Annotated in this window: 17 protein-coding genes; 12 read left to right on the top strand and 5 right to left on the bottom strand. The window is 41.9% G+C overall.

Translation table 11 applies throughout. The features are described 5' to 3' along the window. Window positions 1–292: 292 nt before the first annotated feature. The 5 genes from lexA to N475_RS00065 all read left to right on the top strand — a co-directional run bounded on the left by lexA (window position 293) and on the right by N475_RS00065 (window position 6725). Window positions 293–904 (top strand): transcriptional repressor LexA, encoded by a 612-nt coding sequence (gene lexA / locus N475_RS00085; RefSeq protein WP_063359469.1) that lies wholly within the window; start codon window positions 293–295, stop codon window positions 902–904. Window positions 905–1272: 368 nt separating this feature from the next. Next, window positions 1273–1977 carry a DUF3313 family protein gene (locus tag N475_RS00080; RefSeq protein ID WP_063359484.1) on the top strand — a complete coding sequence of 235 codons (705 nt, stop codon included), beginning with the start codon at window positions 1273–1275 and terminating at the stop codon, window positions 1975–1977. Window positions 1978–1986: 9 nt separating this feature from the next. After that, entirely contained in the window at window positions 1987–3060 is a 1074-nt protein-coding gene (locus tag N475_RS00075; protein WP_063359470.1) for an efflux RND transporter periplasmic adaptor subunit, read from the top strand. Continuing rightward, window positions 3057–6122 carry an efflux RND transporter permease subunit gene (locus tag N475_RS00070; RefSeq protein WP_063359471.1) on the top strand — a complete coding sequence of 1022 codons (3066 nt, stop codon included), beginning with the start codon at window positions 3057–3059 and terminating at the stop codon, window positions 6120–6122. Before N475_RS00075 ends, N475_RS00070 begins: the two co-directional genes overlap by 4 nt. 123 nt (window positions 6123–6245) lie before the next feature. Beyond that, on the top strand, window positions 6246–6725 hold the full coding sequence (locus tag N475_RS00065; RefSeq protein ID WP_063364469.1) for a DUF3016 domain-containing protein: 480 nt from the start codon (window positions 6246–6248) through the stop codon (window positions 6723–6725). A gap of 29 nt (window positions 6726–6754) precedes the next feature. Here the strand turns inward: N475_RS00065 and N475_RS00060 are convergent, their stop codons facing one another. Beyond that, the gene (locus N475_RS00060) at window positions 6755–7048 is read right to left on the bottom strand and encodes a hypothetical protein (RefSeq protein ID WP_063359473.1); all 294 of its coding nucleotides are present in this window, start codon (window positions 7046–7048) and stop codon (window positions 6755–6757) included. A gap of 72 nt (window positions 7049–7120) precedes the next feature. Between N475_RS00060 and N475_RS00055 the strand changes: the two genes are divergently transcribed. Next, complete coding sequence (locus N475_RS00055) at window positions 7121–7330, top strand: hypothetical protein (RefSeq protein WP_063359474.1); 210 nt, start codon at window positions 7121–7123, stop codon at window positions 7328–7330. Between the two features lie 20 nt (window positions 7331–7350). Here N475_RS00055 and epmB read toward each other — a convergent pair whose 3' ends face one another. Further along, a complete protein-coding gene (gene epmB, locus N475_RS00050; RefSeq protein ID WP_063364468.1) occupies window positions 7351–8370 on the bottom strand; it encodes an EF-P beta-lysylation protein EpmB in 1020 nt (339 codons plus the stop codon). Between the two features lie 41 nt (window positions 8371–8411). On the opposite strand from epmB, the gene efp reads away from it, so the two are divergent. Both efp and epmA read left to right on the top strand, forming a co-directional pair. Then, the gene (gene efp, locus N475_RS00045; protein ID WP_063359476.1) at window positions 8412–8978 is read left to right on the top strand and encodes an elongation factor P; all 567 of its coding nucleotides are present in this window, start codon (window positions 8412–8414) and stop codon (window positions 8976–8978) included. An 87-nt stretch (window positions 8979–9065) separates the two neighbouring features. After that, complete coding sequence (gene epmA / locus N475_RS00040; protein ID WP_063364467.1) at window positions 9066–10040, top strand: elongation factor P--(R)-beta-lysine ligase; 975 nt, start codon at window positions 9066–9068, stop codon at window positions 10038–10040. Window positions 10041–10091: 51 nt separating this feature from the next. On the opposite strand, the gene N475_RS00035 is transcribed toward epmA, so the two are convergent. The 3 genes from N475_RS00035 to N475_RS00025 all read right to left on the bottom strand — a co-directional run bounded on the left by N475_RS00035 (window position 10092) and on the right by N475_RS00025 (window position 13070). Further along, on the bottom strand, window positions 10092–11297 hold the full coding sequence (locus N475_RS00035; protein ID WP_063359478.1) for a methyl-accepting chemotaxis protein: 1206 nt from the start codon (window positions 11295–11297) through the stop codon (window positions 10092–10094). A 196-nt stretch (window positions 11298–11493) separates the two neighbouring features. Continuing rightward, window positions 11494–12210, bottom strand: coding sequence for a glycerophosphodiester phosphodiesterase (locus N475_RS00030; RefSeq protein WP_063359479.1), 717 nt, complete (start codon window positions 12208–12210; stop codon window positions 11494–11496). Further along, window positions 12207–13070, bottom strand: a complete 864-nt coding sequence (locus N475_RS00025) for a DMT family transporter (RefSeq protein WP_063359480.1) — start codon at window positions 13068–13070, stop codon at window positions 12207–12209. Before N475_RS00025 ends, N475_RS00030 begins: the two co-directional genes overlap by 4 nt. A gap of 152 nt (window positions 13071–13222) precedes the next feature. Between N475_RS00025 and N475_RS00020 the strand changes: the two genes are divergently transcribed. From N475_RS00020 to N475_RS00005, 4 genes are all read left to right on the top strand, one after another. Then, window positions 13223–14329, top strand: coding sequence for a sensor histidine kinase (locus N475_RS00020; protein WP_063364466.1), 1107 nt, complete (start codon window positions 13223–13225; stop codon window positions 14327–14329). Then, the gene (locus N475_RS00015) at window positions 14330–14932 is read left to right on the top strand and encodes a response regulator transcription factor (RefSeq protein WP_063359482.1); all 603 of its coding nucleotides are present in this window, start codon (window positions 14330–14332) and stop codon (window positions 14930–14932) included. It begins immediately after the preceding gene. Window positions 14933–15095: 163 nt separating this feature from the next. Next, window positions 15096–17192 carry an ATP-binding protein gene (locus N475_RS00010; protein WP_162269569.1) on the top strand — a complete coding sequence of 699 codons (2097 nt, stop codon included), beginning with the start codon at window positions 15096–15098 and terminating at the stop codon, window positions 17190–17192. 184 nt (window positions 17193–17376) lie between these two features. Further along, window positions 17377–22362 (top strand): DUF11 domain-containing protein (locus N475_RS00005; protein ID WP_162269568.1); only part of this gene is annotated, 4986 nt, incomplete at its 3' end.

Raw genomic sequence — 22362 nt, 5'->3', positions numbered from 1 at the left:
AGAAGCGTGCTCACTTTGTTCGCAGTCGCTAACCTTTTGCACTTAATTCATCCCTGAAGCAGGGTCCCATCGCGCATCCATGCGCTCACTTCCTCATGCTGCGAAACTTTGTTTCGGTCATTCGTCACCCTTGCGCAAAAGAAGCGCACTCACTGCGTTCGCAGTCAGTAGCCTTTTGCACCCTTGCTGTGATGGAATAATGCTTGGTTTCACAAAATGTTAAGAAGATCATTGCGCTTTTGATTGAACTGTATATACTCACAGTAAATGTACTGTATGGAAAACCAGTTATATGCGACCCTTAACTAAACGACAAGAACAAGTATTTGAACTTATAAAGGTATTTATCAAAGATACAGGCATGCCTCCTACTCGTGCAGAAATTGCCGATGCTCTTGGATTTCGCAGTGCGAACGCAGCTGAAGAACATTTAAAAGCACTGGCAAAAAAAGGCGTGATTGAAATGGTACCTGGTGCCAGTCGTGGCATTCGTTTAGTTGAAGAAGATGAGCCTGAGCAATTAGGCTTGCCATTGGTTGGCCGCGTAGCAGCTGGTGAGCCAATCCTCGCTCAAGAGCATATTGAAAATCACTGTAAAGTCGACCCAAGTATGTTTCAACCCAATGCTGATTACCTATTACGCGTTAACGGAATGAGCATGAAGAACATTGGGATTATGGACGGCGATCTACTTGCAGTGCACAGGACTCAAGTTGCAAATAATGGACAAGTGGTTGTAGCTAGAGTGGAAGAAGATGTTACTGTGAAGCGCTTTGAAAAAGTCGGCAGGAAAGTATTTTTGCATGCTGAGAATGAGGATTTTTCCCCGATCGAGGTAGATTTAGAGCAGGAAGCATTCAATATTGAAGGGCTTGCAGTAGGTGTGATCAGAGGGAATTTGTAGCCTCTGAATATTAGCAATAAACACCATGATAATTGGACCATCAAAAGGTCCAATTACGCTTCGATTGATTATATCTTTTACTCTTTCCTAATCTTTGTACATCGACGCCTGTCTACTTCGCAATAAATTTCTAATTTTAGTATGTAAATACGACCAAAGCTCAGTAAGTTAGCTATGCTATAAGCGTTAAACTATAAATTTTAATTAATTTTGCACTATTTAAGTTAGCTAAGGTCTTAGCTATTCGTCTTGGTATGTAACAATCGTTAGAGATGTACTTTTAAGTTACATTTAATATCAAATGAAAACAAAGCTATATTTGGCGATGTGATACAACCAAAGGAATATTAATAATTATGGAGCTGACAATGACTTCGTTGCGCGCTTTACTGATTTTGTTCACCCTTTTTCTAATAACCGCATGTAGTTCAACTGGAAGGAACACTCAGTCAGGGTTTTTACCTGACTACACTGTACTGAAACCTTCAGATGAATACCAAGATACTCAACTATATGTCAGTAGAGAGTTTGGGAAGGATGCGCTTGCCAAAATCAAGACGCTATACTTGCCGCGTTTTGAAGTGTGGGTAAATGTTAAAGATACAGATTTCCTTAATGTAAACCCTCAGCATATCGCAAAGTTGAGTCACTATATGCAGTCAGAAATGGTGAACAAGTTGAACGGGCACTACACAGTTGTTACTGAAAAGCCTACTCAATTGGATGATACAGTATTAACGATTAAAGGCGCGTTTACAGATGTAGAATTTGAACCAATTGAGTTGGGGGTTAGAGACTTCGTTCCGATTCGATTGGTTTACAACGCAGGTAAGTCTGCTTACTTAGCAGCAACTGAGCAAACTGAAGCGCTAACTCATGTGTCTCTTGAGTCTGTTTTCTATGTGGGTAGTGAAAAAGAGCCTATGGTGATGATGACTGCACATAAAGAGTTAGACACACTAGTTAAAGCCGATGGCACTGAAAATGTCAAAGCGGTTAAAGAAATTCTAGATATTTGGGTAAATAACTTTGTTACGGCAATGGTCAAGCATCGTAACTCAGGACATAACTAAGGAGCATTCATGCAAACAATAAGAATTAGGTCATTTGGTTTGACAGCGGTTTTCTGCGCCATTTTAGCTGGTTGCTCTGAACCGCAAATAGATCAAAAAGAGTCTGAACAATTACGTCCTGTTAGAACGCTAATTTTGTCATCGCAAGTTGATGGGCCAATGGTTGAATTTCCAGCTGTTGTTGATGCAGCTTCCTCCGCAGATTTGTCTTTTAAAGTGCCTGGTGAAGTGACTGAATTGCTTGTGAAGCAAGGTGAGGAAGTAGAAGTTGGAGATATCATTGCTAAATTGGATGCGACAGATTACCAACTTTCTTTAGATGAGGCTCAGGCAAACTATAATAAAGCCCAAGCTGATTTTGGTCGCGCTAAGCAGTTGATTAAATCAGGTACCATTTCGCAGTCGGACTATGATCAGTTGCAATCGCATTTCACTAGTGCAAAAAGTAAATTAGCTAATGCGCAAAATAATCTATCATACACAAAATTAAAGGCATCCTTTTCAGGTGTTGTAGCGAGAACTTATATCGAGCGTTTCGAGGAAGTACAAGCGAAACAAGTGATTGCGACACTTCAAGATATAAAGCACATTACATTGAAAGTGAATGTGCCAGAAAGCCTTATGATCAAAGTATCAAAGGACGCTCCAAAACACATTATTGCTGAGTTTTCTGGGATCCCTGACAAAACATTTCCTTTAGACTTTGTTGAGGTGAGCACACAAGCCGATGAAGTGACTAAAGCATATGAAGTGACGCTAAGTATGACTCGTCCAGAAAACTACAATATCCTACCTGGCATGACGGCGAAGGTACTTGCCAAAGGCGCCGATGTAAATAAGAGTGGACTCTACTTACCGATCAATACTGTCTTGAAAGACGCCTCGGGAAATTATGTTTGGACCGTTTCATCTGTAGGTGATGGTAAAGGTGAGATTTCTAAAAAGCCTGTGGTAATTGGCGAGGTGTCAACTCTTGGGTTTCCGGTTTTAAGTGGTGTGAGCGAAGGTGATTACATCGTTACCGCTGGAATGAGTAAGGTGAGTGAGGGCCAACTTGTGAAGTTTAACAAGGGGGCACAGTGAATATCACCAGATTAGCATTAGAAAATAACCGTACCACATGGGTTTTAATCGCGGCTTTACTGTTTTTTGGTATTGCCTCTTTTGACAAAATGCCAAAAGACTATGATCCGGGTTTTATCATTCGTACAGCACAGGTCGTGACCTATTTTCCTGGAGCTAGTCCGCAGCGGGTAGAAGAGCTGGTCACCGACCAAATCGAGAAAGTGGTTCAACAGATCCCAGAATTAGACTTTGTAACCAGTACATCGAAAACAGGCGTTTCAATTGTTAGTGTTAATATCAAAGAAAGCTACAAAGAGATGCGACCTATTTGGGACAACTTAAGGCGGAAAATCCAAAGCATAGAACAAGATCTTCCAAGTGATGCACAAACGCCTATCGTCAATGATGAATTTGGTGATGTATTCGGTATAGTGATTGGTCTCACGGCTGAGGGCTATAGTTACCGAGAGATGGAAGACGTTGCGGAGCAAGTTCGGGATACCTTACTGCGCCTACCTGAAGCAGCAAAAGTCGAAATATATGGAAATCAAGAGCAAAGAGTATTTATTGAATTTGAAAATGCGCGCCTTGGTGCTTTAGGGATCTCTCCAAGTCAGCTAAAAGAGCAACTTGCGGCACGTAATATCGTAAATCCAGGCGGCTCTATTTACATCAATGATGAGACTCTCGCACTTGAACCAAGTGGTAATTTTGAGTCTGTAGAAGATATTGCCAACACCATCATAAATGTGCCTGGCAGTGAGCAAGTGCTACTCCTATCAGATATCGCTGTTGTTTACAGAGACTATGTGGATCCAGCAAAATCTAAAGTTCGAGTTGGACAACAAGAGGGGCTGACACTGGCCATTTCTATGCGTCTAGGTGGCAACAATATTGCGCTAGGAGAACAAGTTCTAGAGACACTCAATTACCTTGAAAGCGTTTATCCAATTGGGGTCGAATTTAAGCTCTTGTCGTTTTTGCCAAGAGAAGTCGAGCAAAAAGTGAGTGATTTTGTCTCGAACTTATTGCAGGCAGTATTAGTTGTAACTTTGGTAATGCTATTTACTTTAGGCCTACGTACTGGGCTAATCGTTGCTAGTTTAATTCCTATGAGTATGGTATTTGGTATTTTAGTGATGTCATTCTTTGATATTAGTATTGACCAAATATCCTTAGCGGCACTGATCATTGCCCTAGGCATGCTAGTGGATAACGGCATTGTAATGTCTGAGAATATTATGGTGCAGATGGAGAGGGGCAAAGCTGCGATTGATGCTGCGGTTGACTCAGCTGATGAGCTTAAAGTTCCTTTATTAGTTTCTTCACTAACCACTGGCGCTGCGTTCTTACCGATTTTCTTAGCTGAATCATCGACAGGCGAATATACGGCATCACTGTTTAAAGTCGTAACAATCACATTGCTTTGTTCTTGGTTACTAGCCATGACCATGATTCCAATGCTTTGCGTGTATTTTACCCGCGTTAAGTCTCAAGCGGCAGATTACAATTCAGGGATCTACCTTGGTTACAAGCAGCTGCTAACAGTGATGATCCGTTACCGCTGGATGACTATCCTAGCTTGTATCGGGGCATTTTTTGTAGCGCTACAGGGAATGCAATATATTCCAAAGGTGTTCTTTCCGCCATCTGATCGTGATTACTTCAAAGTTGAACTGGAGCTACCAATCGGCACACGATTACAAACCACTGAAGCGATGGTGAAAGACATTGAAGGCTTTTTACATCGAGAACTACAGGTATCAAACGAGCGTTCTGAGGGCGTTACCGAATGGGTAAGCTATGTTGGAAATGGCGGGCCGAGGTTCTTGTTAACACACAGTCCTGAGCCTACTAGTGCTAATTATGCATTGATGGTAGTCAGCACGACCTCCTATCACTTAATTGATGACTTGATGATTGATATTGAACAATATGCATTGAGTCGACACCCTGACCTGTTAATAAAACAGAGAAAGATAGAGAATGGAGCTCCAATTGCAAACCCTGTTGAGATTAGACTTTCAGGTGATGATAAAGACACTTTGATGGGCATTGTTGATGCGTTAAAACTGAAAATGCAAACGACTACTGGCCTTAAAGCAGTGAGTGATGACTGGGGGCTGCCAAGTAAGAAAGTGCAAATCAAAATTAATCAAACGCGTGCAAGGCGAGTTGGTGTTTCCAGCAAGGATATTGCAAGCTCGTTACAAACTGGCTTTAGTGGGTTGGAGCTAACTCAATATCGCGAAGGAAATGAGCTCATTCCAGTAACATTACGATCTGTTGCAGCAGATAGAGATGATATCGGAAAACTAGAAGCAATGATGGTTTACTCACAAGCAACAGGCGCGTCAGTGCCATTGAAGCAAGTGGCTGATATCGAAATCGTTTGGGAAAGTGCGCAAATATTGAGACGTGATAGATTGAAATCAGTCGCCGTGGGCGCACAGCTAGACGGAATAACTGCTGATGAAGGCTTTGATGCGCTCGTCCCTTGGCTTGAAGAGCAAAAGAAAAACTGGCCGTTTGGATATTCCTACGAATTGGGTGGTGAGGCGGAATCTTCAGGCAAAGCGAATCAATCGATAGCAGATAAAATGCCTATTGCGGTGTTTATTATTGTTATCTTACTCATTGGTCAATTTAACTCTATCCGTAAATCTATTATCGTACTGACTACGATTCCGTTGGGATTTATTGGTGTCATTCTCGGTCTACTAGTAGGGCAATCATTTTTTGGTTTTATGACCTTGTTAGGCATTATTTCATTAGCTGGAATTGTGATAAACAATGCCATTGTGTTGCTAGAGCGGATTAAGATTGAACTTAACAATATACCAGAAAACCCTGTAGAGGCGATTGTGATGGCTGCTCAGCAACGTATGAGGCCAATATTACTGACCACGGCAACAACTGTCTTTGGTCTTATTCCATTGTATTTAGGCGGTGGTGAAATGTGGGAGCCAATGGCACTGGGGATCATGGGGGGCTTGTTGTTCTCAACCTTGTTAACCCTAGGCGTAGTGCCTGTTTTATATGCGTTATTTTATCGAATAAAGGAGCAAAAGAGCGCCTGATTGGCGCTCTTGATGGTGATAAAGTGATCACGAGTAAAAGCCTGTAAAGGGATGTAACCCTTAAGTTTTCGTTCAGCGAAATGAGCAGATTATGAGCATACAGGCCAACGAGAGGAGTTTATTATGAAATATATCAAATATGTGATTGCAGCGATGTTCCTTCCAATGACGGCAAGTGCTGGTGAAGTAAATGTAACTTGGTTAGATTTTAAAGAGTATCGTGATGTTTTCCCTGCAAACGAAACTCGAGGCGGATACCACAAACGTATTGCTAAAAAATTTGAACAACATTTAAATAAGTTAGCTGCTGATCTGCCTGCAGGCTATACCATGTCAGTAACATTTGAAGACGTGGATTTAGCAGGAGATGTTCGGTTTAACATGAATGATATTCGGATTATAAAGCCGATTTATTTTCCGCGTTTAAAAATGTCATATAGCGTGACTGATAATACCGGTAAAGTTGTGACAGAGGCTAAGTCGAAAGTGTTAAAAGACTTAGGCTTTATGGACAAGTTGAAAATCGGTCGAGATTCAGAGTTTTACTACGACAAACGATTACTGAGTGATTGGTACAAAGACGAAATAGCCCCTAAAATTTAGGATAAAAAAGAGCGCTAAGGCGCTCTTTTTTATTTGAAAGTCGAAAGTAATTGAAGCAGTTGCTGTATTTTGAAGACTGCTCTTTTTAGTCGTTCTTCATCCAACTGTTCTGATTTACTCAGCTCATCTACATCTGCTGCTACATCTAACACGTAAGGTTTAAAGCGTTTGGCTTCAAACCCAAAGCCGGCATCTTTGGTAAACAGTGCGGTGAATTTTCCATGACCTTGTTGCTGCAGTTCATCTAATTTTTTATCAGCATCAAGTGCTTGACGGTAAACAACTTTTAAGTTTTCGTTGAGCTTATCGATGATAGCTTGCATATTTTTCCTAAAGTCTGGTGTGAATCGGTCGATATTTTACTTGGATCCATCAAACTTGTCAGGTAATTGCCTATGAATATTTCTGGAAGTAACCTTCCTGCTATGTCTGGGGCTGGGCCAAGTGGCGAAGTATACAGCGCTTCTTTGGCTAAAAAGCAACAGCAAGCAGATGGACGAGCCGCCCTAGCGCTAATTGAATCTGCAGGGAGCGCTGCCGCAGCGCAGACCCCCGCAAAATCAGTGACAGCGTCTTTGGGCAATAACATCAACGTTTATGCTTAGTAAGCGTTGATGTTTTGCATTTAAGTTTTACTTAAACGCAAATCAATCGGCGTCTTACTTGGTTTGCCGCCGATTTCTCTCACTAAAGTTGGTACTAAGAAACCTGGCAGTGTTTCCAGTATATTGCCCACCAGTGCAATCGCTTCCTCTTCAGCGACATCAAAGTGACTTGCTCCCTCAACTTTGTCCAGTAAGTGCAGATAGTAAGGCAGTACATCACTATCAAATAGCGCCTCACTGAGTTCGATAAGTGCTTGTGGGTTGTCGTTAACCCCTCTGAGAAGTACAGTTTGATTGAGTAAGGTGACACCTGCTTGTTTGAGCTTACTCATTGCATGTGTAAAGTGTTCATCAATTTCATTTTTATGATTAATGTGATTAACGAGAATCGTCTTCAGCCGGCTTTGCGCTAAATGGTCACATAGTTCAGGGGTTATTCTGGCGGGTATCAAAATTGGCAAGCGGCTATGTATTCGCAGCCTCTTGATTTGTGGTAGTTGCTCTAACTTCTCTAAAAGCCATGCAATCATGTCGTCTTTTGCCATTAGTGGGTCACCTCCGCTGAGAATTACCTCATTGATTTCGGGGTGTGCGACAAGGTAGTCAAAAACAGGCTCGAGAGTACGTTTGTTCACTTGATTGTCTTGATATGGAAAGTGGCGTCTGAAGCAATAACGACAGTTGACAGCGCAGCCCGTTTTCAACATCAATAAAACACGTGATCTATATTTATGAAGCAAGCCAGGCACTGGTGCGTCTTGTTCTTCAAGAGGGTCCTTACTAAATCCTCTCGCGGCAATAAACTCTTGATGCATTGGCAAGACTTGTAATAACAAAGGGTCCTGTGGATCACCATGACGCATTTTGTTCACAAAGGGGCGAGGTACACGCAGAGGAAACAACCGCTTTGCTGCAAGGTCTTTTGCACTAAAATGAGCTTCTAACCCAAGCATTTTAATGAGTGTTTCTGGGCAAGTAACGACATTCGCCAATTCTTTTTGCCAGTTAGTATGCAAATTTACTTCATTTATTTGTATCATTAGCAGGTTTATTACTCGAAATACGATGATTAGAGGATACGATGGCGAATTATAGCACCAACGAGTTCAAGGGCGGCCTAAAAATTATGATTGATGGCGAGCCTTGTACGATCCTAGAAAACGAAATGGTTAAACCAGGTAAAGGCCAAGCTTTCAACCGAGTTAAGATCCGTAAGTTGATCTCAGGAAAAGTATTAGAAAAAACATTTAAATCAGGCGACTCAGTTGAAGGCGCTGATGTAATGGAAACAGACTTAGCGTACTTATACACTGACGGTGAGTTCTGGCATTTTATGAACAACGAGACATTCGAACAGATCGCGGCTGACGAAAAAGCAGTTGGTGACAACGTTAAATGGCTAGTTGAAAATGATGTTTGTACGATCACATTGTGGAATGGCAACCCAATTGCTGTAACGCCACCAAACTTTGTTGAATTAGAGATCACAGATACAGACCCTGGTCTTAAAGGTGATACTGCTGGCACCGGTGGTAAACCTGCAACGCTTACTACTGGCGCTGTTGTGCGAGTGCCACTATTCGTTCAAATTGGCGAAGTGATTAAAGTAGATACGCGTACAGGCGAATACGTAAGCCGCGTTAAGTAAGTTTTGCTTAACGGCTACAACATGAAAAATCTCGGCATATGCCGAGATTTTTTTATGATTAATGCGACAAACTAGGTCATAGGAAAAATGAGTGATGTATTGTGGGCGCCAAGTGCGCAGATAGAGACCTTAAGACAAAGAGCTAATATTCTGGCTAAGATCAGAGCCTTTTTCGCTGCGCGTGAAGTTATGGAAGTGGAGACTCCGTGTTTGAGTCAAGCTTCTGTCACAGATGTTCATCTGGCAACATTTTCTACTCAGTTTGTTGGGCCAAGCCATGCCAAAGGCTTGCCTCTCTACTTGCAGACATCGCCAGAGTTTGCGATGAAACGTTTATTGGCTGCAGGCAGTGGCGCTATATATCAAATTGGTAAAGCCTTTCGCAATGAAGAGTCTGGTCGTTACCACAACCCTGAGTTCACTATGCTCGAATGGTATCGTCCAGGATTTGATGAGTTTGATTTAATGGATGAGATCGATAGTTTAATGCAAACTGTATTGTCATGCGGTGTGGCCGTACGTATTAGTTATCAAGATGCGTTTAAAACGTATTTAGGTATTGATCCCCTGACAATCAAGCTTGAAGAACTAAGAGCTGTTTGCAGCCGTTTTGGCTATGAAGATATTGCTGCGCAAGAGCAGTTTATTGACCCACTATTACAGCTGTTATTCTGCATGGAAATAGAACCGAAAATTGGCATTGATGCCCCTTGCTTTGTTTACCATTTTCCTGCTTCACAAGCCGCGCTGGCCCAGTTAAATGAGGCTGATCCTCGAGTCGCGGGGCGCTTTGAGTTGTATTATCAAGGAGTGGAGCTAGCAAATGGGTTTAATGAACTTACTAATGCTGAAGAGCAAAGCCAGAGGTTTGATACAGACAATAAAATACGTGCTCAAATGGAGCTGCCTCTTGTAGATAAGGATCAACGCTTTTTGAGCGCGCTTGAGCATGGTTTACCCGTGTGTGCAGGTGTTGCATTAGGTATTGATCGTTTGGTTATGTTGGCAACAGGTAAAAACGCCATAAAAGATGTCATTGCATTTGATGTTAATAGAGCTTAGCCGTTGCCTTTTGTACACGTTTGAAAAGCCCAGAACTTATCTGGGCTTTTTCTATACAAATCTTTGAAGTTCTTTCTGAGTTGTCGCTGTGAGTTGATGCGCATTTTGGCAATCGTGCAGCGCCGTATCTAGCTGGGCTTTTGCAGATTGACCTAATTCCACAATTTGCTGAACAGCCTGATGTGTGTGATTTTGCGTGTCTTCAAGTTGGTGTACTGCACTGACAATCTCTTCAAGCTGCGACTGATTGCGCTCAAAGTCAGCACTCATATCCGCAAAGCCCTTTGAGGTGTCACTGATGGCTTTTTCAGCACCGCTTGAGTGTGAAATCAGCTGCTCAGATTCCTGATGAGTTTCACTGACTAAATGATCCATTTGATTGATAAAATCGCTAATTTGGCGCGTAGCGTCATTTACTTTAACCGATAAGTTACGCACTTCATCTGCAACGACAGCAAACCCTCTCCCGGCTTCGCCTGCTCGTGCCGCTTCAATGGCAGCGTTTAAGGCGAGTAAGTTGGTTTGATCTGAAAATTCTTCGACCATCTTCAAAATATTTCTAATGTTGTCGCTATTTTCCTTTAATCCAGATACGGTCGTTGAGAAATTTCCTAATAACGACGTGATTTGTTGCACCTCGTTAACCAATGTCATTAAAGATTGAGATGAGCCTCGCACAAAGTGCAAGCTTTCTGTGTTCGCTTGGTAAACTTGATCGGTGTTACTGACAATACTTTGCAGACTGTGGGTTACCTGATCGCTGGCTGCAATGATGTTATCGCCTTGGCTTATTTGCTGCTCCCCAGAAGATACCGTGTTGGTCATTGATTGAGTAACTTGTTGGTTGCTGAGTGTTGCCGCCTCGGCGCTTTTATAGGTATTGCCAAGTAACTCACTTAGGTGCACGGTAAAGGTATTATATTGGTCGCTGAGTTCTCTAAACTCATCGTATGTGAACTGCGGCAAACGAGCATTTAAGTTGCCATCTTGGCGATTGACCTGTTCCAACGCATCACGCATAGCTTGAACTGGCCTTACGATCAAATACCGCATATAAAAAAAAGTAAAAACAAATGCGATAATTGAGGTAAATGCCAATAACCAAAAACCACCCAGCTCTGTGCCAGAATCAGATAAGTGTGTATACAGCCAGCTTAACGTTAGTAGCTGAAATACAAACAAAAAGCCAAGGTTGCCGAATATTTTTCTCGTGAGAGTAAAAAAGAGAGATTCTTCAATTAAATTATATATGCGCATGTACAAACTCATCATAGGCTTATCACTCGCCGGTTCATGTAAACTAGGATATCACTTGCAAGAAACACCCACATTTACTTCCATTACTATTAAAATATACCATTTAGTAGAATTATTTAAGCAGTCCAATCGGTTTATCCATAAATAGCTAAACTAAAGGCGCTTTGAGCTGCTTACCCAAAGCACACATTAGTAGTTACCGGGCTTTAGGATCACAGAATCTGTTTATGGCCATTTTGGCGTGGCATGGGTAGTTACTAAAGATCCCATCAACACCCATATCTAGCACTAACTCAATGTCTCTTTGTTTATCTACGGTATAGGCATAGACTTGCAACCCCCGCTGTTTTGCGTCCAAAACAAACTCATGGTTTATAAAGTTTTTATCCATATGGATGCTGTAGGCATGCAGCTTTTGCGCAAACTCGGCGTAGTTAAGAGGAATAGAAGCCGTCAGTGCACCGATTTTTACCCATGGCAATTTTTGCTTAAGCCAAACAAGCTGGTGGTGATCAAACGAAGACAGTATCAATTGACTCCGCTCAATTACACCTGCATTAATATTATTTTCGATATATTGCACAAACTTATCTAGCGAATAGGTGTGTTTTAATTCGAGATTGATAGTTGCCTTCGTGCCTATTAAATCAAACACGTTTTGTAATGTGGGAATACCTTCACCATTGCCTGCATCAAGGGCATTGAGCATTTCTCGTGTGGCGTCTCTTACCATGCCACGACCATTGGTCGTTCTATCAAGCCAGGTATCATGAATAATTGCATAATCATCATGGCAACTTTGAACGTCAAGCTCTATGCCATCAACATCCACATCTAAAGCCGCGCTAATTGCACTTAGCGAGTTTTCAGGATGGTTTCCGCTTGCACCTCGGTGCGCAAATACTTGGATCATCGTTTATTCCTTGTTATTGACCAAGTTTCAAAACAGGCAGCGCTTACAACTAAAATGCCACCAATTATTGTTGTCATACTGGTTGTCTCTGATAACAGCATATAAGCCAAAATTGTGCCGTACAAGGGTTGCAAGCAGGAAATTAATCCCGCAGTTGTAGCACTTAAATAACGTAAGCTATTTGCAAAAAGAGAGTGTGGAATCGCTGTGAATACGATGCCCGCCAAAATTAAGTAATACATATCTTGAAGGGGTAAGGCTTGAGGCGGAGTTTCAACAAAAAAAGACAGTACACAGGCTGCTGTCAAAGTTTGGTACAACATGGTGTGCGGTCCACCATAGCCTGAAAAATATTTCTTTTGTAATAGGTTACGTGTTGCAAAAAAAACGCCAGACACGACTCCTGTGAGAATCCCCAAAGTGACCTGGTTACCTAAATCTGCATCAGGCACCATCAGGTAAATACCTACAATGACGATCAGAGAGTTAAAAAGGTCCGTGGGTTTGATCCTAGTATTATTGAACAATGGCTCAAGTAACACAGTGATAACCGGATAGGTGAAAAAGGCGATGATCCCCGTGGCTATGCCGGCCATTTGCATGGCGGCAAAATAGGTAACCCAATGCAAGCCTACAATGATGCCAAGGCCAGCCACAATAAAGTAGTCTCTGTGATTATGAAGTCGTAAGTGCTTATTTTGTAATTTAAGGATGACAGTTATTGCCAAAAAAGCGATTGCGGTGCGATAAACCGTTATATCCAGTGCTGATAAGGCAATCAGTTTTGAAAATAATGCAGTGCCACCAAACATGAGTACAGCGATATGTAATTGGATGAGCGCGGATTGATTTTTATGCATAATTATTAATTATTCAATTGAGTTAGCGGCTAGTATCGGTTATTTAATGATATTTTCAGTGACACTTGTCACTGCGTTATGGTTGTTGACCATGGTAGGGTAAAACAATCAAGAGAGATAGGTCTTTTTAGACGCATACAAACGGGCATTTTATGAATCGTGCGACACACACAATGCAGCTGGCCAGAAAAGGGAAGCATTTTTTTTGGAACTACGGACCATTGGTTTTCTCTGTATTTTATTTTTTCCCGATGATTAGAAATTTAAATACAACTTCCAATGCCGAAATCGCAGTTCAGTTTCTCGCATACGGAGGCTTTGTTTTCTGTTACCACAAAGCCTTGTTAAAGCCTGCGAAAGATGCAGTTAACTATATCGTGTTGATGCTACTTTTATGTATCTTGATGACGCAATTTACTTCAGGCACAAGCACACTATTTGGCTATGTTGGGTATTTAATTGGGTTTTGTTTCTTGGGTGCAGTTCGCTGGTTAATGCTGGCTGTACTAATGTGTGCAATTACTTTAGTTGCCACCTTACACATAAATCCGAGTTTCTGGCCCTATTTTATCGGCCCTGCGATAGTTATTTCTCTTGGGCTATTTGGTTTTGGAGTTGTGGAGTATAAGGAGCGCGTACACCGAAATGAATCGAGAAAAAGCAAGCAACAGATCAGTCAATTAGCCAAAATTGCCGAACGAGAACGGATCGCACGAGATCTCCACGATTTGCTTGGGCACTCGCTTAGCTCAATTTCATTAAAGTCTGAGCTTTCGGGTAAATTCATTGAAGCTGGTCACTATGAGCAAGCAAAGCATGAAGCTGATGAAGTCGCAAAATTGGCTCGTACGGCGCTTTCTGAGGTGAGGGAAGCGGTATCTGGCATGAAGCAACTAGGGCTTCAAGCACAATTGGGGGTAATGACATCAAGACTGAAAGATAAGGGAATGGTTGTTGAACCCGATATTCAAAAAGTTACCTTAAGTCCAGAGCAGGAAAGTTGTCTATGTTTTGTTGCCAAGGAGGCGATTACTAATGTACTGAAACACAGCAATGCGCGCAAGGTGACGATTTCTCTGAATACTTGTGATGGACTACACAATCTTATATTTTGTGATGATGGTGATGTACATAAATTTATTTGGGGTAATGGACTGTCTGGTATCAAGTCAAGAATTGAAGAGCTTGATGGGTCATTCGATGTTTTTACTGAGGGTGGACTGAAGCTGGTGGCACAATTACCTCAAAAGGAGATGTAAGTGATGAAAGTATTGGTAGTTGAAGATCAGGCTCTAGTAAGAAATGCCATTGCCGCTTTGCTGTCATTGGAACCAAGTATTGAGGTTGTAGGACAAGCAGAAGATGGGCAGCATGCATTGGAAATGCTTGAAAGCTGTGAAGTGGATATTGTCTTGAGCGATATAGAAATGCCAAACCTGACAGGGTTAGAATTGGCACAAACTGTTGAAGTCCGCTATCCAAATATAAAGTTTGTTATCATGACAACGTTTTCTCGAGCTGGTTATATTCGGCGTGCGATGGAGGCGAGTGTAAAAGGGTTTATTCTCAAAGAAGCACCCAGCGACTATTTGATTAACGCTTTAAAAAAGGTATCTGTAGGGCAGAAAGTTATCGATCCAGAACTTGCTATGAATGCGCTTGATGAAAAGGATCCGCTTTCTGATAAAGAGCGTAAAGCGCTTAGATTGGCCAGTGAGGGACTTAAAACGAGCCAAATAGCACAAAAGTTGTTTCTCAGTGATGGCACTGTTCGTAATTACTTATCTGAGGCCATTGCTAAATTAAATGCAACCAATCGAGTTGATGCAGCGAGAATCGCTAGGCAAAAAGGGTGGTTATAAACAATTAAAGCTGCTTATTAATCCATTTCTCTATTTATTCATGTAGATAATTAGTAATATAATACTACTTAATGATTAAAATAATGTAATTAACCTATAGATGGGCGACCCTAAACTCCTACTCAAAATATTAGCATTGACGACCTGTGTATGTGCCGTATTTATGATGGTAAATTGGCTCGTACACAAGCGTATTGCTGGCACTCGCTTATGGTTCGGGTTTGTTCTCAGTGCTGCCATTGCTTGCATTTTCCAGTCTTCTCAATCACTGTCTCCCATTTGGTCAATTATGGTTCCTAACACACTAATTTTGTTAGGCTTGTTTATGTTAACGCGGGGTGTCGAGCGGTTTTTTGTCGTGAAGGTATATAATTGGCCCTGGTATTTACTCGCATTTATATTCTTTCCCAGTTTTATTTATTTTACTTTTTTTGATGTCAGTTTCTTAGTGCGCGTAGTGGTCAATTACTTGGTTTGGCTGCTTGCCATGTCATTATGTTTACGTGCTCTATGGATCGGACAAGGTAAATCGTTTTCTGGTTTTTCTCCTGCTCATTGGACCTTCGCCCTCGCTTGCTTATCTCTACTTGGCGTATTCACTTTAAGATTGAGCATGTTAGGTAGCTATGAGCACAGCGATACATTGGGTACCAACAACTGGATGAATCAATTCTTTTCTTTGTCAGTGATCGTGATGCCGCTTATATTGTGTTTTTCTTTATGTTTATTGTGTAGCTGCAGAAAAGAACAACTACTGGCAAATGTAACCCAAAGGGCGAAAGAAGAGACTCACAAGAAAGAGCAGTTTTTAACGTTGTTGAGTCATGAATTAAGAACACCGTTAAATGCAATTGTCGGACATGCTGAAATGATTAAGCAGGCGCCACGAGAACCTCAAAAGTATTTGCAATATTGCGACGTTATCATTTCGACGGCCATGTCTTTGGCTGATCTGGCAAACCAAGTTTTATTGAATGCGCGTGGCAAAGCTTCCAGACATACACCAATTGTACTACCTGAGTTTGTTAAGCAATTGATGGAACAATTTAAACCTTTGGTGCAAGGAAAGAGTGTCGAGCTTGAAGTAAGAACAACGACAATAGCCAGTGATAAACAGTATCTGGTTGACCAAGATACGTTAGGTTTGGTTATCAAAAACTTATTATCAAATGCCATTAAATATACACATCAAGGTAAAGTCACTTTGGCAGTGAGTTTACTGTATCAGAAGTCTCAAAACGCTACTCTTAGGTTTGAAGTGGCTGATACTGGTGAAGGTATGAATAAAGCGCAAATAGAACAATTATTTAAGCCTTTTGATTCTGCTGATCCTGCGCTTTCTATCGCGCAGAGTGCGGGGGTTGGATTGGCGTTGTGTCAACAGCTATTACAGACTTTAGACTCAAAACTAGAAGTGAAAAGTGAGTCCGGTCAGGGGAGTTTATTCTATTTTGACCTTGAACTTCCTGATGTATCGGATCAAGTGTCAGAAAGCGTCTCTAAAGTCCATAGTAACACAGCGATTTCCCAACTATCTGGAAGCATTTTAGTGGTGGAAGACAACCTCTTAAACCAAGAAATACTAAAACATTTTCTGACTTCTTTGTCGTTAGATTATCAATTTGCATCTTCGTTAGCAGAAGCTGATCAGATACTCAATGATGCCCAGTTTGACTTGATTTTTCTCGACATGCACTTGCGTGATGGGCATGGTTTAGACTGGTATCGCCAAACTTTTAGATCGCTCAATCTTCTTAAGATACCCACAGTTATTGCAATTACAGGTGATGTAGATGAGCAATCTCAACAGGCTTACTTTTCAGCTGGTATTGAGTACTTTTTGGCTAAGCCCATTGCATTGCCTCAATTGGAAAAGCTCTTGTCTACATTACTGGTGCCGACAAAGAGTTTAGGTATGGATCTCGACCTATTAGATCTCTCAATTATACAGAGTCTAACAGGCAGTATGGAGCCACAAGTGCTAAGTACTAAACTGATGTATCTCAGTGATAGATTAGATTATGAGTTTGCTCAATTAAGAGGACTTGCTGATATTCAAGCCTTAGAAGCGTTAGAAGAGAAATTAATACTGTTGGAAGAAGAAGCATCCTCACTTGGCATGCGAGCACTGCATTTAGCCTTACAAGAAGTACGCCTCACCCTATTTGACTCGAGTAATGTAGATTGGCACTCGTTACATGGCATAGCGAAACAAAGTGCCAAGAGATTATCCGAGTATCATTCAAAAGTTGTAGCTTAACCTGTTTTTATTGGTTCAAAAGGGTTGGGTATTTTGTTCATCCTTTAGTGCCATTTACAAATGTTTTTATTTGAGGGAAATTACACTGGATTACAGTAATTAGATTCAATAGAATTCTCATCCATTTTTATTAGTACCATATTAGAAACGGGCTGAGTTCCTTTTATTGTTCGGGTTATTGAAATTGAAGCAGTTGTTATTTTCGTTATTCTCACTCTTTATTCTGTTGTTTAGTGCATTGGCAAATGCTGTTGATCTACAAATATCTACTTTTGAAGATTTGGATACAACAGTGCCACGTGGTGGTGAGGTACGTTATAACCTAGAGTTTACTAACTCTGAAGAGGATACTGCGAACAATGTCGTGGTGGAGTTTTTTCTGCCGCAAACCACCAGTTTTGTGTCGAGCTCTAAAACATGTACCGAGCAGAGCTATCAAGAAAATGGTCTAACCAAAACGAAGCTAAGTTGTCCTATTGGTCAACTTTCAGGCCGTGTCAGCAACTCTCTGCTTGTCACGATTAAAACGTCTGCATTGACAGGTGATACAATCGAGCCGAGTGTGCGAATTAGCGCCGACAATGAAGCTGGTAATAAGTTATTAAATAATACCGAAACGCAAAATACATCTATCATTGCGGGTGTTGACCTAGAGGTAACATCTCTGATTTCAGCCCCTACCTCTGTGTACCTAGGTAACACCTTTACTTATCAAATTACGGTAAAAAACAACGGTCCTGATGCTGCCGCCAATGCAGTTGTCACGCATAACTTGCCGAGCTTTACTCGTTGGCAAAGTGTGTCTCCATCAACCATAAATGGCTGGAACTGTTCAGGAACTCAGACAATTACGTGTAAGCTCGCGTCATTTGCATCAGGGGCTTCATCGACACTTAATATTCAGGCCATGGTCAGTGAAATCAGCAGTGGAAATGTGACGGCTTCTAGCAGCATTAAGAGTGATACCGCCGAGTTGAATTCAGCGAATGATCAAGCCTCAGTAAATACGCAGGTGAACCCCAATGCCGATTTAAGTGTTGCTTTGAAGCAGTACAAATCAGATGGCACCCCCTCTTGGTGGGGGCCGTTGAGTCTATCTCCCAATGAACGCCATTATTATGATGTAACAGTAAGCAATTTGGGTCCAAGCTCAGTCGATCCTGCCAATATGAACTTGAATTTGGCTGCTGGGATGAGTAATGCAGTTGTTCAAACTCCTACCGGGTGGCGATGCAATACAAGTGGCCTCACTGTAAGCTGCCAATCGCAAAGCGCTATGGCTAAAAATGACAGCGTTGTTATTAGGGTGTTTGCAGATGCGCCTAACACGGAAGCAACCTTTAGTAGTAATGCACAAGTGAGTTCTAATGAAACTGATCTCAACACCGCTAACAACCAAGCCAGTGCGAGCATCATCACGAGTGTTGCGCAAACATCATTTGTCTCAATCACTAAGTCTTTAGCGGTTAATAAGAGTTATTTAGTTGGGGATGAAATTGACTTTAATATTTCACTTACTAACACCGGGGAGACCACTTCTATTAAGGAATTGGTCGATAGCTTGCCGTCCAATGTCAGTTTTGTCAGCTATACGTCTAGCCACTTCAACTGTGCTTTGAGCGCAGATAATACGCAATCCTTAAGCTGTACTCCAAAGTCCAATAGTTTTGCTAAGAGTCAATCATGGTTACTGAGTGTGAAGGTTAAAGCAGAGCGGGCGGGGGCGAACTCTGTTAATAGGGCAACAGTTGCTCATGGTAACCGAGAGTCGAGTAGTACAACTGCGAGCTTTTCAGTGTTAGATCTGGCTGCTGATTTGAGCATTGCAAAGTCAAGTAACTTGAATTGGGATAGTAATATTAACTATATGGGCAAGGAATTTAGCTACACAATTCTTGTTAGTAATTCAGGTGGTGGTGCTGCGAGCAACATTAAAGTAGTAGACGATTTTAATCAAACTTCAGGCTATGTGCCGTTATCGACTTCTACGCGAGTAAAGACAAATGGTGTGTGGCAATCCGTTACTAATTGGTGTGGTATCGACCAGTTAGTTGTGACATGTCGAGGTTCGCAAATTGGCGCAAATGAAGTTGTAGAATTTACTATTTCAGCTCGATCCCCAGTGCATACCGGCACGGACAGTGCGTTTCGTCCTAAGAATACGGCGATTTTGTATGTAAATGAAGTCGAGGACTCTCGCAGTGTTTTTGAAGGATGGGGACTGCACCCGAGAAACCCGATTTCATTAGCAATTACCAAAGTTAAAACATCGGCGTCTACGGGCAGTAACAGTTTAGTGGAGCAAGGTGGGCAAATCACCAATAAAATAACTGTAACCAACAGCGGCAGTAGTGCAACTCTTGGAACGGTGACAGTCACCGATGCGCTCTCAAATAATGAAACATTTGTTAAAACAGGTTCCTATGGAACAAACTGGACGTGTAGCGCTAGTGGCAACCTGGTCACTTGTTTATATCAAAATCAAGATGGCAGCAGTATTGCGCTCTTAGGCTCTGCGCCTCAGCTTACAATCACAACCTACGCATTGGGTGTTGGTGACCTTACTAATACAGCCAAAGTAACTGATGCTGGTGGAGCTCCCGGTGAAGCGTCCGCTACCAAAACGATTAAAAGTGCTCAAACTGCGGATTTGAGTGTCGTAAAAACGGCCAACACATCCAGCCTTACTCATGTTCAAAAAGAAATTAGTTATCAGCTAGTGGCGAGAAACCTTTCGGGTTCAGACATCGTTGCTGAGGACAGTAGTTCACTCGTAATTTCAGACTCTTTCGCAGCCACCTTTAAATCTCGAGAAGGGAATAAACAGACAGGCATTGTCTTTCCTGCAACATTGAACAGTGCCTCAGGAGCTGGGTTTAGTTGCTCTCGTCTTGACTCTGGAGAGTTTGAAAATACACAGACAACAATCAATTGTGCTTTGAATACAGGGCAGAAGTTTACTGTTGGCGATAGTGTTACCATTCCTTTGACTGTTTCAAGACCATTTGTAACGACTAACGATCAAGTAGAGAATGTGGTTAGTGTGTCTTCAAGTACACATATTGACTCAGACCCAGCAAACAACACGGCACGCGTAACAACAACAGCACAATCGCTTTTCGATTTAGCTGTTACAAGGGTCTCTTATGCCAAACCGACCGTTTTAAGTGGTGATATTGCACTACAGACAATTCATATTGCCAATATCGGTGCATTGGCTGCCAGCAATGTGGTGCTGGAACATACTTTTAATGTGCCCACAGGAAAAGAGTATCAGTTCATTAGCAGTACTTTTTCACGGGCGGGCCAAAATAATGCGTGTCGCTATACTGAGCTGACTAAAACTCTGCGCTGCGAAATTGGGTCACTGGCAAGTAACGAAGTTCAAAGTGTTGAGATATCTATACGGCCGAAAAGTGCAGCAGATAGACAAGATTGGGTATTAAGTAGTACCAGTAATCTGTCTTCTTCAACGATGTCTTTGGATAGTGACAGCACCAACAATCAGTTCAATAAAACTTTGAATATTGAGATCCGTGAAGCAAATCTGAAAATTGAAAACAATGATATCAGCGACCCATTGGGATGGTACCCTGAGCCGCGAGCATTCCCAGCGACTTTGGACAATGTTGTTGTTTACAAAGTCGATTTAGAATATTTAACCGACAACAATGGTGAAACCTCCGTTGCAAGTGGTGTAGGTTACAACTTTTCTATTTCTCCGGCGAGTAGCAGCAAGCAGCTACAGTTCTTATGTGACGGTAGTTCGGATAGTACTTGTAGCGCATTGACGGCACGCTGTAGCAATCAAAACCTCATATTTAATCAACAGACTATATTTAATTGTTTAGGCCCAGAAAATAGTGGTTCATCACTGGCCGAAAATGAACTTTTAGAAAATACGGGCGCGCAGTCGGCGGTTTATACTCGTTATATGTTCTTTAAGATATTGTCACGTCCTTCAACAACTGGTGAAGTCGCAACAACCAGCGCAACGATATTTTCAAACGAAAAAGATTTGATTTCTGCTAACAATAATGAGAGTGAAAAAACCTCGATCCGTATCGCAGTAGATTTGGCGTTGACTAAAGTTGCATCACTCAGCAAGGTCGCCCTTGGGAGCCAATTTAACTATCGTTTTACCCTGACTAATGCTGGTCCTGGTGACAGTGCTGATAATGTTTTTTATGACTACTTACCCAGCTACTTGAATGCAGCTGGCAATCCAACAATCACTTCTGGTAGCTGTGCTAGTAGCCGCGCATCAGCGCCAAGTTCGGGGGCTATTACGGATTTCGTTCGCTGTGATATTCCTTTGATCCAAATGAATGAAACAGTTGAAATAAACATTCCGGTGACACTGGCCACTGTTCCATCTAATAACTTGGTAGTGAACGAAGCATGGGTCGAAACACAAGGCTTTGATACGGATAAATTAAACAATAGGGCAACCAGCACGACTTCCGTTGCACAAGGTTTAATTTCAGGGAGTGTGTTTTTTGATGCCATAAACAATGGTGTTTTTGACGGAGATTTTGATAAGCCATTAGCTGGTATAGAAATCTGGCTTGATGGTGTGACTAGTAACGGAGTCGCAATTAGCCAGCAACGCGTAAAAACCGATACTGCTGGCGTATTTGCATTTTACGATTTATCACCAGGTACTTATCAACTTTCACAACCAACTCAAGCTGCACTCGCAGGATACATTGACGGTAAAGAAGCCAAATCAGGTGTTGTTCTTACAAATAGTGAGGGCAGCGATCTGATTACGGGTATTGTTCTGACGTCAACTGCTGCTTCACAGGGGCATTCATTTTCAGAACTCACTACAGGGAATCAAAGTGTTAATGGTAGTGTGTTCTTAGATATTGATCAGGACGGTGCTTTGGAATCCGATGATTCAGCGCTAATTGGAACTATTGTAACCTTGAGTGGTTTTGATAAATATGGCCTTAAGGTTAGCGCTGCAGTTAATACAAATGAACGAGGCGAGTTCAATTTTACGGGGCTGCGCGAATCGAATATTGATGGTTACACATTAAACTATGTGACGACTAGCGACAATGAGCTAGGTAAGCGTTATATCGGTATAGAAGCGGGTGTAGTAAGTAACACCGCAAAGGTTGTGGTTGGCACAGAGCCCACACCAGCGATCCGCTTTACAGAA

It is taken from the genome of Pseudoalteromonas luteoviolacea DSM 6061 (assembly GCF_001625655.1).
Lineage (GTDB): Bacteria > Pseudomonadota > Gammaproteobacteria > Enterobacterales > Alteromonadaceae > Pseudoalteromonas > Pseudoalteromonas luteoviolacea.
The sequence above is the reverse complement of the archived record's forward strand: the minus strand, read 5'-3'. Positions and strand labels throughout refer to the sequence as shown.

What these genes read in the sequence shown, in the direction of transcription:
- lexA (WP_063359469.1), top strand. Translation starts at nt 293, where the DNA reads ATGCGACCCTTAACTAAACGACAAGAACAAGTATTTGAACTTATAAAG.
- N475_RS00080 (WP_063359484.1), top strand. Translation starts at nt 1,273, where the DNA reads ATGACTTCGTTGCGCGCTTTACTGATTTTGTTCACCCTTTTTCTAATA.
- N475_RS00075 (WP_063359470.1), top strand. Translation starts at nt 1,987, where the DNA reads ATGCAAACAATAAGAATTAGGTCATTTGGTTTGACAGCGGTTTTCTGC.
- N475_RS00065 (WP_063364469.1), top strand. Translation starts at nt 6,246, where the DNA reads ATGAAATATATCAAATATGTGATTGCAGCGATGTTCCTTCCAATGACG.
- N475_RS00060 (WP_063359473.1), bottom strand. Translation starts at nt 7,048, where the DNA reads ATGCAAGCTATCATCGATAAGCTCAACGAAAACTTAAAAGTTGTTTAC.
- N475_RS00055 (WP_063359474.1), top strand. Translation starts at nt 7,121, where the DNA reads ATGAATATTTCTGGAAGTAACCTTCCTGCTATGTCTGGGGCTGGGCCA.
- epmB (WP_063364468.1), bottom strand. Translation starts at nt 8,370, where the DNA reads ATGATACAAATAAATGAAGTAAATTTGCATACTAACTGGCAAAAAGAA.
- efp (WP_063359476.1), top strand. Translation starts at nt 8,412, where the DNA reads ATGGCGAATTATAGCACCAACGAGTTCAAGGGCGGCCTAAAAATTATG.
- epmA (WP_063364467.1), top strand. Translation starts at nt 9,066, where the DNA reads ATGAGTGATGTATTGTGGGCGCCAAGTGCGCAGATAGAGACCTTAAGA.
- N475_RS00035 (WP_063359478.1), bottom strand. Translation starts at nt 11,297, where the DNA reads ATGCGCATATATAATTTAATTGAAGAATCTCTCTTTTTTACTCTCACG.
- N475_RS00030 (WP_063359479.1), bottom strand. Translation starts at nt 12,210, where the DNA reads ATGATCCAAGTATTTGCGCACCGAGGTGCAAGCGGAAACCATCCTGAA.
- N475_RS00025 (WP_063359480.1), bottom strand. Translation starts at nt 13,070, where the DNA reads ATGCATAAAAATCAATCCGCGCTCATCCAATTACATATCGCTGTACTC.
- N475_RS00020 (WP_063364466.1), top strand. Translation starts at nt 13,223, where the DNA reads ATGAATCGTGCGACACACACAATGCAGCTGGCCAGAAAAGGGAAGCAT.
- N475_RS00010 (WP_162269569.1), top strand. Translation starts at nt 15,096, where the DNA reads ATGATGGTAAATTGGCTCGTACACAAGCGTATTGCTGGCACTCGCTTA.